This window comes from Janthinobacterium sp. CG_23.3 (genome assembly GCF_046115965.1).
Taxonomy (GTDB): Bacteria; Pseudomonadota; Gammaproteobacteria; order Burkholderiales; family Burkholderiaceae_D; genus Janthinobacterium.
Genome location: NZ_JBJXIB010000073.1, coordinates 1 through 13,392, shown reverse-complemented (window position 1 = coordinate 13,392; position 13,392 = coordinate 1). Strand labels below are relative to the sequence as shown.

The 13,392-nt window shown below is 68.9% G+C and carries 12 protein-coding genes and 1 pseudogene; 7 read left to right on the top strand and 6 right to left on the bottom strand.

Annotated elements, in window-relative coordinates; translation table 11 throughout:
- Positions 1 to 34: 34 nt before the first annotated feature.
- The 3 genes from ACFDR9_RS17060 to rsmB form a co-directional block, all read right to left on the bottom strand.
- Positions 35 to 2,317 (bottom strand): PAS domain-containing sensor histidine kinase, encoded by a 2,283-nt coding sequence (locus tag ACFDR9_RS17060; protein WP_017877616.1) that lies wholly within the window; start codon positions 2,315 to 2,317, stop codon positions 35 to 37.
- Positions 2,317 to 2,886, bottom strand: a complete 570-nt coding sequence (locus ACFDR9_RS17055) for a DUF4390 domain-containing protein (protein WP_026133087.1) — start codon at positions 2,884 to 2,886, stop codon at positions 2,317 to 2,319. The genes ACFDR9_RS17060 and ACFDR9_RS17055 overlap by 1 nt, the downstream gene beginning before the upstream one ends.
- Before the next feature lie 79 nt (positions 2,887 to 2,965).
- Entirely contained in the window at positions 2,966 to 4,414 is a 1,449-nt protein-coding gene (gene rsmB, locus ACFDR9_RS17050; protein WP_409031773.1) for a 16S rRNA (cytosine(967)-C(5))-methyltransferase RsmB, read from the bottom strand.
- A 324-nt stretch (positions 4,415 to 4,738) separates the two neighbouring features.
- Between rsmB and argS the strand changes: the two genes are divergently transcribed.
- The 7 genes from argS to ACFDR9_RS17015 are packed head-to-tail and all read left to right on the top strand — an operon-like array spanning position 4,739 to position 10,909.
- On the top strand, positions 4,739 to 6,478 hold the full coding sequence (gene argS / locus ACFDR9_RS17045; protein ID WP_017877619.1) for an arginine--tRNA ligase: 1,740 nt from the start codon (positions 4,739 to 4,741) through the stop codon (positions 6,476 to 6,478).
- Positions 6,475 to 7,188: an SPOR domain-containing protein gene (locus ACFDR9_RS17040; protein WP_327076077.1), complete on the top strand. Its 714-nt coding sequence runs from the start codon at positions 6,475 to 6,477 to the stop codon at positions 7,186 to 7,188. The genes argS and ACFDR9_RS17040 overlap by 4 nt, the downstream gene beginning before the upstream one ends.
- 12 nt (positions 7,189 to 7,200) lie before the next feature.
- Positions 7,201 to 7,872, top strand: coding sequence for a thiol:disulfide interchange protein DsbA/DsbL (locus ACFDR9_RS17035; RefSeq protein ID WP_017877621.1), 672 nt, complete (start codon positions 7,201 to 7,203; stop codon positions 7,870 to 7,872).
- Between the two features lie 2 nt (positions 7,873 to 7,874).
- Positions 7,875 to 8,657, top strand: coding sequence for an SDR family oxidoreductase (locus ACFDR9_RS17030; RefSeq protein ID WP_327076078.1), 783 nt, complete (start codon positions 7,875 to 7,877; stop codon positions 8,655 to 8,657).
- A complete protein-coding gene (locus ACFDR9_RS17025; RefSeq protein ID WP_327076079.1) occupies positions 8,654 to 9,466 on the top strand; it encodes a biotin--[acetyl-CoA-carboxylase] ligase in 813 nt (270 codons plus the stop codon). Before ACFDR9_RS17030 ends, ACFDR9_RS17025 begins: the two co-directional genes overlap by 4 nt.
- Before the next feature lie 4 nt (positions 9,467 to 9,470).
- Positions 9,471 to 10,226: a type III pantothenate kinase gene (locus tag ACFDR9_RS17020; RefSeq protein WP_327076080.1), complete on the top strand. Its 756-nt coding sequence runs from the start codon at positions 9,471 to 9,473 to the stop codon at positions 10,224 to 10,226.
- The gene (locus ACFDR9_RS17015) at positions 10,223 to 10,909 is read left to right on the top strand and encodes an SPOR domain-containing protein (RefSeq protein ID WP_409031766.1); all 687 of its coding nucleotides are present in this window, start codon (positions 10,223 to 10,225) and stop codon (positions 10,907 to 10,909) included. Before ACFDR9_RS17020 ends, ACFDR9_RS17015 begins: the two co-directional genes overlap by 4 nt.
- A gap of 87 nt (positions 10,910 to 10,996) precedes the next feature.
- Here the strand turns inward: ACFDR9_RS17015 and ACFDR9_RS17010 are convergent, their stop codons facing one another.
- The 3 genes and pseudogenes from ACFDR9_RS17010 to ACFDR9_RS17000 form a co-directional block, all read right to left on the bottom strand.
- Positions 10,997 to 12,043: a septal ring lytic transglycosylase RlpA family protein gene (locus ACFDR9_RS17010; RefSeq protein WP_327076082.1), complete on the bottom strand. Its 1,047-nt coding sequence runs from the start codon at positions 12,041 to 12,043 to the stop codon at positions 10,997 to 10,999.
- On the bottom strand, positions 12,040 to 13,152 hold the full coding sequence (rodA, locus tag ACFDR9_RS17005) for a rod shape-determining protein RodA (protein WP_026133092.1): 1,113 nt from the start codon (positions 13,150 to 13,152) through the stop codon (positions 12,040 to 12,042). Before rodA ends, ACFDR9_RS17010 begins: the two co-directional genes overlap by 4 nt.
- Before the next feature lie 11 nt (positions 13,153 to 13,163).
- Positions 13,164 to 13,392: pseudogene (locus tag ACFDR9_RS17000) on the bottom strand (hypothetical protein); the annotation flags it as partial.

Below are 13,392 nucleotides of genomic sequence, written 5' to 3'. Positions count from 1 at the left end.
CGTCACAACTATGATTTTATTAGTGTTTTAAGCGTTAAGCCAGATTAACCGGAGCTAACTTTAACAGCAAAATGACGACAGACGCGCCACTTCCGTCGGCCCGGTTCTCAATATCGATCCTGCCGCCATGTTCGTCGACGATTTTCTTGACCATGGCCAGTCCCAATCCAGTGCCGCGCGCCTTCGACGTCACATACGGTTCGAAGGCGCGCGCGAGTATTTTCGGTGCAAAGCCGGGGCCGTTGTCGCTGATCGCCAGGCGCACCGCGACGTTGACGCCGCCGCCGGCGCTGCGGTAGTGGATCGCCTCGGTGCGCACGTCGATGCGCGGGTGCGGCGCGCCCGGCGCGACGTCGTTCATCGCGTCCTGGGCGTTTTGCAGCAGGTTGTGGACCACCTGGCGCATCTGGGTGGCGTCGCCCATCACCAGCGGCAGGCCCGGCGCCAGCAGCGGGTGGATGATGTCGGCGTCGTCGCCGCCCAGGTAAAGGTGGAGGATTTCCTCGATCAGCTCGTTCAGGCTGAGCGGCGTCAGCACCGCCGGCGGCGTGCGCGCGTAGTCGCGGAAGTCGTCGACCATGCGCTTCATCGCGTCGACCTGGTTGACGATGGTGGTGGTGCTGCGGTTGAGCAACGCGACGTCGGCCTCGCCGAGCTTGTCGGCCAGCTTCATCTGCAGCCGCTCGGCCGACAGCTGGATCGGCGTCAGCGGGTTCTTGATCTCGTGCGCCAGCCGGCGCGCCACTTCGCCCCAGGCGATCGAGCGCTGCGCCGAGATGACGTCGGAAATGTCGTCGAACACCACCAGGTAGCCGCTGCCGGTTTCCAGCGGCAGGCGCGAGCCGCGCGCCAGCAGCGTGATGTCGTGCTCGTCGCCGGGGCGGCGCGGAATCTCCACCTGTTTTTGCCAGTGCAGGCGCTGCAGGTTGCGCCCCGACGCCGTCTGCGCGCTTTGCGCCGTGAAGGCGCTGACGATGGCACCGCCGAACTCCTCCATGCCGCCGATGTGCGCCAGCGGCTGGCCGACCATGGTCGCGCCGGCGTGCTGCAGGATGCGCTCGACCGACTCGTTGCAGGTGACGAGCTTGAAGTCGCCGTCGAGCACCATCACGCCGGCCGACATGTTCGCCAGCACCGACTCCAGGTGCGCCTTGGCGTTTTGCAGCGCGGCGCGGTTGCTCTCGACGGCGGTGCGCGCCTCGAACAACTGGCGCGTCATGGTGTTGAACGACTGCGTCAGCGTGCCCAGCTCGTCGCGGCTGGCGACGATGGGCCGCGGCGACAGGTCGCCCTCGGCCACCGCGCGGGTGCCCTCGGCCAGCACCAGCAGCGGCTGGGCCAGGTTGTCGGCGATCAGGAAGGCGCTGCCGATGGCGCCGAAAATGGCCAGCAGCAGCGTCAAGGTCAGCGTCTCGATGTACATCTTGCGCAAGCCCGAGCGCGCCACGTAGCGCTCCTTGTACTCGCTGTAGGCGGTGCGCAGCACCTCGGCGTTGGTGGCCAAGCTGACCGGCACCGACTGCAGCAGTTGCAGGTAGCGCGGCGCCGCGCCCGGGATCGGCACCAGCACCCGCAGGCGCAGGCCGGTGGTCGGGTCGGCCGCCGTGGCGGCGGCCGCGGCGGCCGGGCGCATGCCGCCGCCGTCCTTGCCGTCCTGCAATTCCATGCCGCCCTCGGCGGCGCCGTAGCCGGCCGGCCCGGCCGCCTGCGACAGCATGTCCGGGTTGGGCAGCTCGGCGCTCAGCTTGGCGTTCGGCCCGGCGCCGGCGCCGCCGACCAGGCGGCCGTCGGCGCGCACGATCAGCGCCGTCTGCATGCCGCGCTCGCGCACCAGGCGCGCCAGCGTGGCCATATTATATTCGGGCGGTTCGGAGGACAGTTCCTGGGCCGAGCGCAGCGCGCGCGCCTTGAGTTCGAGCAACTCGCTGTCGAGGCCGGCGCGCCCGAGGTTCAGGCCGGCCTCCAGGCCGGCCTCGATCTTGACGTTGAACCAGGAGTCGATCGAATGCGAGACGAACTGCACCGAGACGAGGAAAATCACCAGGCCGGGCAGGATGCCGATGCCGGCGAACAGCAGCACCAGGCGCGCCATCAGGCGCGAGCCGAACTTGCCGCTCTTGTGGCGGGCGTACAGGCGCGCCAGCGAAATGCCGACCAGCAGCAGCAGCGACACCGCCACCGCCGCGTTCAGGCCCAGCAACCAGGAATAATAGCGGTCGAAAAAACCCGAGTTGTCGGACGCCGACGCCAGCAGGAACAGCAAGATGCTGACCACGCCGCCGCCCACCACCATCGCATAGCGCAACGCCTGCTTCACTACTCCGCCTTGTACAGGAAGGACTTTTTATTCGAGCTCAGGCGCCATTCGCTGTTGTTGAAGGCGTTCACCTGGATCGGCTTGGGCAGGTAGTCGCGGTCCAGGTCCATGCGCAGCGTGACGTTGTAAGTCTCGCCCGGCTTGAGCGCGCCGCGCGCGGCCACCAGCCAGCGGCTGGGGCGGCGGATCAGGAACAGCGCGTCCTCGAGCGAGGCAAAGCTCTGCTGCACGTTGCCGGTGATCGAGACGTGGTACTGGCGCGTCAGCACGTTGTAGGAAATCCGGCTGGTGCGCCTGGCAACGATGGCCTTCTCGTCGAACCAGAACCAGCGCGGCCGGGTCAGCTCGATCTCAGTGGTGAAGAACAGCGGCACGCCGTGCTGCACCGCGTCCTCCAGGCCATGGTTCAGGTCGAAGGCGTAGCTGGCGGCCAGCTTGTAGCCCTCGTCGACCGACTCGATGTAGGCGCGCGTGATCTCGACGCCGTCGGCGGCGTGGGCGCGCGGCAGCATGCACGCCAGCGTCAGCAGCAGTTGCCAGGCGAGCAATCGGAAAAAACGTGTCGTCACAAGTGGGCCGGTGCTCAAGAATGGTTGCGGTGGTTGCGGTGCTTGCGGTGCTTGCGTTGGAAAATGGCGGGCCGGCCGCTTACCCGCCATTTTTTTGAAACAAGGCGTAAAACAGCCCGTCGTGGTCCTGTTCGACCGTGCCGGTCGGCAGCAACTGGCCCGGCGCCGGCAGCCGCGTGGCGTTGTTGCGCACCGCGAAGGCGGCGGCCTGGGCTTCCGACTCCTGCGGCCACAACGAGCAGGTCACGAACAACAATTTACCATCGGGGCGCAGCATCTGCCAAAGGTTGTCGAGGATTTTGGCCGAAAGTGTTGCTAGTTGGAGCGCGTCGCCCTTGCGCCGCAGCCAGCGGATGTCGGGGTGGCGCCGCACGATGCCCGAGGCGGTGCACGGCACGTCGGCCAGGATGCGGTCGAACTGCTGGCCGTCCCACCACGCCGCCGACTGGGCGTCCTGCGCCTTCAGCGTCGCCGCCAGGCCGAGCCGTTCGAGGTTCTCGGCGATGCGCGGCAGGCGCTTGGCGTCGGCGTCGATGGCGGTCAGCTCGACGGCCGCCGTTTCCAGGATGTGGCAAGTCTTGCCGCCGGGCGCGGCGCAGGCGTCGAGCACGCGCATGCCGTCCCGCAAGTCGAGCAGCGCCGCGGCCAGCTGGGCCCCGGCGTCCTGCACCGAGACGTGGCCGTCGGCGAAGCCGGGGATCAGGCCGACCGCCACCGGCTGCTCCAGGCGCACCGCGGACGGGCCGACCTGGGCCGCGCCGATGCCGGCCTCGGCCAGGCGGGCCAGGAAGGCCGGCACCGTGCTCTTGCGCGCGTTCACGCGCAGCGTCAGCGGCGGCGCGGCGTTGCCGGCCGTCAGGATCGCCTGCCAGTCGCGCGGATAGGCGGCGCGCGCGGCGTCGATCCACCATTGCGGGTAGTTCCACTGCGCCAGCGGCTGCTGCAGCGCCGCCGCCAACAGCGCCTTGCGCTCGCGCAGGAAGCGCCGCAGCACGGCGTTGACCATGCCCTTGGCGTGCGCCATGTCGGGGTGCGAGGTGGCCACCGTGACGGCCTGGTCGACGACGGTGAATTCCTCGTAGGGCTGCTCGCCGGGTTCGGCGGCCATCAGCGCCAGCGCGCAGCACAGCAGCGCGGCCAGCATCGGCGGCTCCGGCGCCTTCGACGTCATCAGGCCGATCAGCGTCTCGCTGCGGCCCAGCTGGCGCATGGCGCGGTAGGAAATGTCCTGGATCGCGCCGCGCGCCTGCGGCGTGGCGCCGTTCTGCGCGAACACCTTGGCCAGCGCCTGCGGCAGGGCGCTGCCGCCGCGCACCTGGGCCACCGCGTTGGCGGCGCCGAGCAGGCAAAACGCCAGCGAATCGGCGCGCAGGTCGGGCTGGAAGTTCGGTTGCAGCTGCGGCTTCACGTCCGGGTGGTAGCTGGGGCGCAGCTTGGCGTACGCGGCGGCCTCGGCGGCGGCGGCCTCGGCCGGCGTCGGGGCCGGCTTCGAGACAATCTTCAACTTCAACATGGGGCGCTTAATCATCATCAATCCGGTATCTGGTCTGCGCGCGCGGCGGGCGCGGCCACGCACTGTAAAGGGTCGATTGTAGCGGTTGTGGCGCGGCTTCACCTAAGCGATTGCTTTACGGCCCGCAAAAGCGTTGTGAAAACCGCCATATGGCGCCCCTTTGCGCAAGCGCAAGCCGGCCCGCCTCCACACCGGCGCCCGCGCCGGCCCGGGGTTGCCGCACCGCTCGTATTGCAGGCGGCGCCAAACCAGTATAATTACTGCTGTTTGGCCGGCGCCTGGCGCCGTCCTTTTTGCCTTCGGTTGTTTATTTAGCGCGGCCCCGCCGCCACCACGCTCATGCTCGCTCAACAAAAACAAGAAATCATCGCCCTGTTCCAGGCCGCTCTCGTTCCCGTCCTGGCCGGCACTGCGCTGACGCCGTCGGTGGTGTTGGAGCGACCGCGCGACGCCTCGCACGGCGACGTCGCCTGCAATATCGCGATGCAGCTGGCCAAGCAGTTGAAGTTGAATCCGCGCGAGCTGGCCCAGACCATCGTCGCGGCGCTGCTGGCCGATCCGGCCGGCAAGGGTTTGATCGAGTCGGCCGATATCGCCGGCCCCGGCTTCATCAATCTGCGCGTGGCCGCCGCCGCCAAGCAGGCCGTCGTCTCGGCCGTGCTGCAACAGGGCGCCGCCTATGGCCAGAGCACCGCCGGCGCCGGCAAGCAGGTCGTCATCGAATTCGTCTCGGCCAATCCGACCGGCCCGCTGCACGTCGGCCACGGCCGCCAGGGCGCCCTCGGCGACGCGCTGGCCTCGTTGTTCGGCTCGCAGGGCTATGCCGTCACGCGCGAGTTTTATTACAACGACGCCGGCGTGCAGATCCAGACGCTGGCCAATTCGGTGCAGGCGCGCCTGCGCGGCCACAAGCCGGGCGACGCCGCCTGGCCCGAGTCGGCCTACAACGGCGACTATATCGCCGACATCGCCGGCGATTTCCTCGCCGGTAAAACGGTCGCGGCCAGCGACGGCGCGCCCGTCACCGCCAGCGCCGACGTCGAGGACATCGATTCGATCCGCGCCTTCGCCGTCACCTACCTGCGCAACGAGCAGGACATCGATTTGCAGGCCTTCGGCGTCAAGTTCGACAATTACTACCTCGAATCGTCGCTGTACAGCGACAACAAGGTCGAGTCCACCGTCGACGCGCTGGTCAAGTCCGGCAAGACCTACGAGGACGGCGGCGCGCTGTGGCTGCGCACCACCGACTACGGCGACGACAAGGACCGCGTGATGCGCAAGACCGACGGCAGCTTCACCTATTTCGTGCCGGACGTCGCCTACCACGTCGTCAAGTGGCAGCGCGGCTTCACCCAGGCCATCAACATCCAGGGCAGCGACCACCACGGCACCATCGCGCGCGTGCGCGCCGGCCTGCAGGCGGTCGACATGGGCATTCCGAAGGGTTACCCGGACTACGTGCTGCACAAGATGGTGACGGTGATGAAGAACGGCGAGGAGGTCAAGATCTCCAAGCGCGCCGGTTCCTACGTCACGGTGCGCGACCTGATCGAATGGTCCGGCGCCGGCGATATCGCCAAGGGCCGCGACGCGGTGCGCTTTTTCCTCATTTCGCGCAAGGCCGACACCGAATTCGTCTTCGACGTCGACGTCGCGCTGAAAAGCTCGGACGAGAACCCGGTGTTTTATGTGCATTACGCGCACGCGCGCATCTGCCGCATGCTGGAGCAGTGGCACGGCGACGAGGCCACGCTGGCCGGCGTCGACCTGGCGCCGCTGACGGCGCCGACCGAGGCCACGCTGCTGGCGGCGCTGGCGGCCTACCCGGAGGTGCTGGCGCGCGCCCAGAACGAACTGGGCCCGCACCAGGTCGCGTTCTACCTGCGCGAACTGGCCGCCAACCTGCACAGCTTCTACTTCGCCGAGCGCGTGCTGGTCGACGACGAGCCGCTCAAGCTGGCGCGCCTGGCCCTGATGGTCGCCACGCGCCAGGTGCTGCGCAACGGCCTGGCCCTGATCGGCGTGTCGGCGCCCGACAAGATGGTGCGCGAAAGCCTGGAAAGCCCGGACGCATGAGCGCTTCCGCCGCCCGCTCCAGCCCGCCGCGCAAGCAGCGCATTTCCAGCCTGCCGCGCCGCCAGCGCGGCAACACCCTCGTTGGCATCATCATCGGCCTGGTCGTCGGCCTGGTCATCGCCGTGGTCGTCGCGCTGGTGATCACCAAGGGTTCGACGCCGTTCACCGACAAGGCCAGGAACGGCAAGAGCGAGCCGACCGCCGGCCAGGCCAGCGATCCGAACAAGCCGATGTACGGCAACAAGGAGGCGGCGCGCGAGGCGGCCAAGGATTTCGACAAGGAGCCGAAAGCGCCGGCCGAGCCGAAGGTAGCGGCCGAACCGAAGCCGGCACCGGCGCCGGAACCGAAGGCCGCGCCCGAGCCGAAGCCGGCGCCGAAAGCGCCGCCGGCCGATCCGCTGCAACAGGTCATCGCCGGCTTCAGCAAGGAGCCCGAGGCCAAGGCGCCGCCCAAGGCCGACGCGGCCGAGGAAAAATGGATCTACTACCTGCAGGTTGGCGCGTTCCGCGAAACCGTCGACGCCGAGAGCGCGCGCGCCAAGCTGGCCCTGCTCGGCTTCGAGGCCGCCATCACCGACCGCAACACCGACAACGGCGTGCTGCACCGCGTCCGCATGGGTCCGTACACCCAGGTCGAGTCGATGAACCGGGCCCGCACCAAATTATCCGAAAACGGCGTCGACGTCGCCGTCGTGCGCAACCAGAAATAACCAGGGAGTCTTATGCGTTTGCTCAAAAAAGTACTGTTTGCGGCGACCTTGTGCGGCGCGGCCATGGCCGCCCAGGCCTCGCCGGCCGATCCGAAAAACGGCGTCGAGTACCAGACCCTGCCGGTCGCGCAGGCGACGCCCGCCGGCAAAAAAATCGAGGTCGTCGAATTCTTCGCCTATTACTGCCCGCATTGCAACGTGCTCGAACCGGCGCTGGCCGCCTGGGTCAAGAAACAGGGCGACAACATCGTCTTCAAGCGCGTCCACGTGCAGCGCGACGAGAGCGTGGCGCCGCAGCAGCGCCTGTTCTTCACGCTCGAGGCGATGGGTCTGGTCGAGCAGTTGCACAGCAAGGTGTTCCAGGCCATGCACGTCGAACGCAACCGCCTCAACAGCGACGAGGCGGTCTTCAGCTTCGTTGAAAAGCAGGGTATCGACCGCGCCAAGTTCAGCGACGCCTACCGCTCCTTCGGCGTGGCCGCGCGGGTGCGCCAGGCCAACGCGATGATGGGCGCCTTCAAGGTCGATTCCTGGCCGATGATCGGCATCGACGGCCGCTTCACCACCTCGCCGTCGATGGCCAACGAAGGCTCGAAATCGGCGCAGAACGAAGAGCAGTTGAACAGCCAGGGCTTGGCCGTGATGGACCATCTGGTCGCGAAAGCGAAAGCGGAAAAGAAATAAGCATGCGGCAGCCGATGACGCGGGTTTTCATCACCGGCGCGTCGAGCGGCTTGGGCGCGGCCCTGGCGCTGCGCTACGCCCGGCAGGGCGCGACGCTCGGCCTGCTGGCCCGCCGCGGCGACGCGCTCGCCGCGCTGATCGCCACCCTGCCCAACCCGCAACTGCACCGCGCCTACCCGGTTGACGTCACCGACCACGCCGCGCTGGGCGCCGCGGCCGTCGACTTCATCGGCCACGCCGGCGGCGTCGACGCGGTGCTGGCCTGCGCCGGCGTGTCCTTCGGCACGCTCACCGAACACCCGGAAGACCTGGCCGCGTTCGCGACCATCATGGCGGTCAACGTCACCGCCACCGTGGCCACCTTCGCGCCCTTCATCGCCACCATGAAAGCGCAGGCCACGCCGGCGCGCCTGGTCGGCATCGGCAGCGTCGCCGGCATCCGCGGCCTGCCCGGCGCCGAGGCCTACAGCGCCTCGAAGGCGGCCTTGATGAGCTACTGCGAATCGCTGCGGCTCGAGCTCAAGCCGTACGGCATCCGCGTCGTCACGATCACGCCCGGCTACATCGACACGCCGATGACCGAGCATAACGCCTACCCGATGCCCTTCCTGATGCCGGCCGCGACCTTTGCCGCCAAGGCCGTCGCCGCCATCGCCGCCGGTGCCAGCTACCGCGTGATCCCGTGGCAGATGGGGCTGGTGGCCAAGCTGCTGCGCATGCTGCCCAATCCGCTCTACGACCTGGCGTTTGCGAAGGCGCCGCACAAAGCGCGCCGCCTGCCATGAGCGCAGTCGTCAACGCCACCGCCAACACCGGCATCAGCGGCGCCGCCATCCACGCGCGCTGCGCCGCCAGCGCCGCCCACGTGGCGATCGAGGTGTTGGCCGAAACCGGCTCCAGCAACGCCGACCTGCTGGCGCGCGCCGCCGCCCTGCCCGGCCCGACGCTGCTGATCGCGCTGCAGCAGAGCGCCGGGCGCGGGCGCGCCGGGCGCGCCTGGCTCAGCGAGCCGGGCGCCACGCTGATGTTTTCGCTGGCCTGGCGCTTCAAGGGGCCGCTGCAGCAACTGGTCGGCCTGCCGCTGGCGGTCGGCGTCGCGCTGGCCGAAACGCTGACCGCGCTGAGCGTGCCGGTGCGCCTGAAATGGCCGAACGACTTGATCAAGGACGACGGCAAGCTGGCCGGCATCCTGGTTGAAACCCTGGCCGGCGCCGACGGCGCGGTGTGGGCCGTGGTCGGGGTCGGCTTGAACCTGCTGATGCCGGACCGGCTTGAAAGCCAGATCGGCCGCGGCGTCGCCGCCGCGCCGTGGCTGGCGCAAATGGACCGCAACGACTTGATGGCGCAGTTGCTGAACCGGCTGGCGGCGACGCTGGCCGAGTTCGACGACACCGGCTTCGCCGCCTTTAGCGAGCGCTGGAACCGGCTGCACGCGCACCACGGGCGGGACGTCAAGATCCTCGACCGTGGCCAGGTGCTGCACCGGGGCGTCGCCCGCGGCGTCGACGACAGCGGCCGCCTGCTGCTCGACACGCCGCAGGGCCGGGTCGCGGTCTTGTCGGGCGACGTATCGTTGCGCTCAGCGGAAGAATAAGACCATGATGCTATTGATTGACGCGGGTAACACCAGAATAAAATGGGCGCTGGCCGAGCCGGGCGCCGCCCTGGGCGCCTGGCTGGCCTGGGGCGCGGTACCGCACGCCGGCCTGGCCGCCTTGCCGCAGGCGTGGCGCGCGGCGCTGGCCGGGCGGCCGCTGCGCGGCGCGCTGCTGGCCAACGTCGCCGGCGCCGCGCTGCGCGCCGGCCTGGAACGGGCGTTGCCGGCGGAACTGGCGCCGCACGCGGCGCGCTGGTTCGCCTCCGTGCCGCAACTGGCCGGCCTGCGCAACGGCTACCGCAACCCGGCCCAACTGGGCTGCGACCGCTTCGCCGCCGCCATCGGCGCGCGCGCGCTGGCGCCCGGCCGGGCCATCATCGTCGCCAATTGCGGCACCGCCACCACCATCGACGCGATCACGGCCGACGGCCGCTTCCTCGGCGGCATGATCCTGCCGGGGCTGGGGCTGATGGCCAGCGCGCTGGCGCGCCATACCGCGCAACTGCCGCACATCGGCCAGGACGTCGCGCTGCCGGCCGGTTTCGCCGACAATACCGACGACGCCATCCTGAGCGGCTGCCTGGCCGCGCAGGCCGGCGCCATCGAGCGCGCCTTCGCCGCCCACGGCGCCACGGCATGCCTGATCTCGGGCGGCGCCGCGCCGTTCATCGCGCCCAGCCTGTCGCTGCCGTACCGCTTCGTCGAGAACATCGTCTTGATTGGCCTGCAGGCCGCCGCCGAGGACGCGTCGTGGTGAAATGGCTCTTTTGGCTGCTATTGGCCGTGAACGCCGGGCTGTTCGCGCTCGGGCGCGGCTACCTCGGCAGCTTCCACGCCGACGCGCACGAACCCGAGCGTCTGGCCAAGCAGCTCAACAGCGACAAAATCAGCCTGCTGCCGGCGGCGACCGCGACGGCCGCCGCTACCGCCGGCGCCTCCGCCGTCGCCGCCAAGCCGGCGCCGAAGCCGCTTGAAGTGTTCGTCTGCACCGAGGTCGGCAATTTCGCGCCGGCCGACGCGCGCCGTTTCGAGAGCGCCCTCGAGGCGCTGGAACTGGGCGAGCGGCAGTCGCGCCGCAACGTGCCCGGCCAGGATATCTCCAGCTACATCGTGTATATTCCGCCACAAGCCAACAAGGAGGCGGCCGACAAGAAAGCCAACGAACTCAAGCAATTGGGCGTGAGCAATTTCTTCATCATGTCGGACAGCACCACGATGCGCTGGGCGATTTCGCTGGGCGTGTTCAAGCAGGAAACGGGCGCGCAAACGCTGCTGGCCAGCCTCGTCAAACAGGGCGTGCACAGCGCCCGCGTCGGCCCGCGCTACAGCAACGGCAAACTGCAGGCCTTCCAATTCCGCGACCTGGACCGGGCCACCCGCAACCGTCTGGAGCAAATCCGGGCCAAGTTCCCCGAGCAGGAAATGCGCAGCTGCCGCTAGGCTGGAAGCGAAACCGGGGACAGACGAGGACGCCGAGTCCACGATTTCCGGGAAATATTTCCTGGAAATCGTGGTCTGTCCCCGGTGTTAGCGCTGCACGACGATCGGCTTTACGCCAAAGGCGCCCAGCAGCGCTTCCGCGGCCTGGACCGCGGCCTGGCGGCTGGGAAACGGACCGCCGTACAGGCGATGCACCGTACCCGACTGCACCACGTCGAGCGTGCCCAAGGTGGCGGTGTAGGGTAGCAGGCGCAGCCGCGCCGCTTCGGCGTTCTCGAGCCGTCCGAACGCCCCCATCTGTAAATAGAAACCGCCTTTCGCGGCGGCCGGCGCGGCCGCCTCGGCCGCCGCCGCCGCGACCGGCAGCAGCGACTGGGTCGCTTCCGGCATCGCCACCGCCTCGGTCGACACCTCCTCCTCGGCCGCCAGTACCGCCGCCGACGGCGCCGGCGCGGCGGCGGCTTGCTTGCCGGCGGCGCGGATGCGTTCGATTTCGTCCGGCAGCAGCAGGTCGATCTGCAATTCGTGGCTGCCTTTGCTCAGCAGGCCAAGTTTCAGCGCCGCCGTGTAGGAGACGTCGATGACGCGGCTGGAATGGAAGGGGCCGCGGTCGTTGATGCGCACCACCACTTGCTTGCCGCTGCCGGCGCTGGTCAGTCGCACGTACGACGGAATCGGCAGCGTCGGATGCGCCGCCGTCATCTTGTACATGTCGTACAGTTCGCCCGACGAGGTGCGCTGGCCGTGGAATTTCTTACCGTACCAACTGCCGGTGCCGCGCTGGCTGAACGGCCGGTTGCCGGCGACCGGCGTGTAGGTCTTGCCGAACACCACGTACGGCCGGTTCGCCCGCGGCAGCGGCGGCTCGACCCGCGCCTCGGCGTCCGGCGTGTCGGCCAGGTTGGGCGGCGGATTCTCGCCCGGGCCGTCGTCCTTGTAGTAGCCGCCGCGGCCGGAGCCGGCCGGCGGCAGCGCCGGCAGCGACGGCTCGGCGCGCGACGCCGGCGGCCTGGCGCCGGTCGCCGGCGTCGCCCCGCCCTGCCGCGGCGCGGTGCCGCAGCCACCCAGCGCCAGCGCCAGCAGCGCCGCCAGCGCGGCGCCGGCGCGCGCCGGCGTCAACCGCCGGCCCATCATGTCTGCACCAATTTACGGTGGCGTTGTATGCTCATTAGTATCCCTGCGTTAAGTCCCAGCGTCATCATGGCGGTGCCGCCGTAGCTCATGAACGGTAGCGGCACGCCGACCACCGGCAGGATGCCGCTGACCATGCCCATGTTGACGAAGGCGTAAGTAAAATAGACCATCGTGACGGCGCCGGCCAGCAGGCGCGAGAACACGTTGGCCGCGTTGGCCGCGATCATCAGGCCGCGCCCGATCAGCAGCAGGTACAGCAGCATCAGCAGCAGGTTGCCGGCCAGGCCGAACTCTTCCGAGTAAACCGCGAAAATGAAGTCGGTGGTGCGCTCCGGAATGAATTCCAGATGCGCCTGGGTGCCGTTGGTCCAGCCCTTGCCGGTCAGGCCGCCCGAACCGATGGCGATGACCGACTGGATGATGTGGAAGCCGCTGCCCAGCGGGTCCTGCAGCGGGTCGATGAAGGTCATCACGCGCTGGCGCTGGAAGTCGTGCAGGTTCGACCACACCAGCGGCAGGCTGGCCAGGAAGGCCAGCGCCATGCCGATCAGCATTTTCCACGACAGGCCGGCCAGGAAGATCACGTAGAAGCCGGCCGCGCCGACCAGCATCGCCGTGCCCAGGTCGGGCTGCCTGGCGATCAGGCCGATCGGCACCGCCAGCAGCACGCCGGCGATCAGGAAGGATTGCCAGCGCAGCGCCCCGGCGTTGTGCTGGAAATACCAGGCCAGCATCATCGGCATGGCGATTTTCATGAATTCGGACGGCTGGATGTCGATGCCGACGTGCAGCCAGCGGCGCGCGCCCAGCTTGATCGTGCCAAACAGCGCCACCGCCACCAGCAGCGCCACCGCCACCACGTACACCGGCAGCGCGACGCGCATCATCAGTTGCGGGCTGAGGTTGGCGACCAGCCACATCATCGCGAAGCACATGCCGATGTTGCGGAACTGGTCTTCCATTTTGCCCGGAATGCCGATGCCGGCCGAGTACATCGCCACCAGGCCGGTGCACATCAGCAGCATCAGGATCAAGGTCAGCGACGGGTCGAACACCGCCAGATAGGGCCGCACCCGGCGCCACAGGGAGCGCCTCTCGTTCATACGCATGCAGCGTTTCCTTATGGTTTGTTAGCGGGCCGGGCCGGCGCCGGCTGCGGCGCCGGCGTCGTCGGCGCGGCCGGCGGTTTCGGCGCGGGCGCCGGCACGCCCGGCGTCAGCGTCGGGCGGATCGGCGCCGGGGGGGGGGGGGGGGGGGGGGGGGGGGTGGGGGGGGGGGGGGGGGGGGGGTGTTTTGGGTCTTCCTCACTCCGCACCCGCCTCTGCCCCCCCTCCCCCCCGTTGGGGTTT

Coding starts and splice junctions, on each gene's coding strand:
- rsmB (WP_409031773.1), bottom strand. CDS start 4,414: ATGATTAAGCGCCCCATGTTGAAGTTGAAGATTGTCTCGAAGCCGGCC.
- argS (WP_017877619.1), top strand. CDS start 4,739: ATGCTCGCTCAACAAAAACAAGAAATCATCGCCCTGTTCCAGGCCGCT.
- ACFDR9_RS17040 (WP_327076077.1), top strand. CDS start 6,475: ATGAGCGCTTCCGCCGCCCGCTCCAGCCCGCCGCGCAAGCAGCGCATT.
- ACFDR9_RS17035 (WP_017877621.1), top strand. CDS start 7,201: ATGCGTTTGCTCAAAAAAGTACTGTTTGCGGCGACCTTGTGCGGCGCG.
- ACFDR9_RS17030 (WP_327076078.1), top strand. CDS start 7,875: ATGCGGCAGCCGATGACGCGGGTTTTCATCACCGGCGCGTCGAGCGGC.
- ACFDR9_RS17025 (WP_327076079.1), top strand. CDS start 8,654: ATGAGCGCAGTCGTCAACGCCACCGCCAACACCGGCATCAGCGGCGCC.
- ACFDR9_RS17020 (WP_327076080.1), top strand. CDS start 9,471: ATGATGCTATTGATTGACGCGGGTAACACCAGAATAAAATGGGCGCTG.
- ACFDR9_RS17010 (WP_327076082.1), bottom strand. CDS start 12,043: ATGATGGGCCGGCGGTTGACGCCGGCGCGCGCCGGCGCCGCGCTGGCG.
- rodA (WP_026133092.1), bottom strand. CDS start 13,152: ATGCGTATGAACGAGAGGCGCTCCCTGTGGCGCCGGGTGCGGCCCTAT.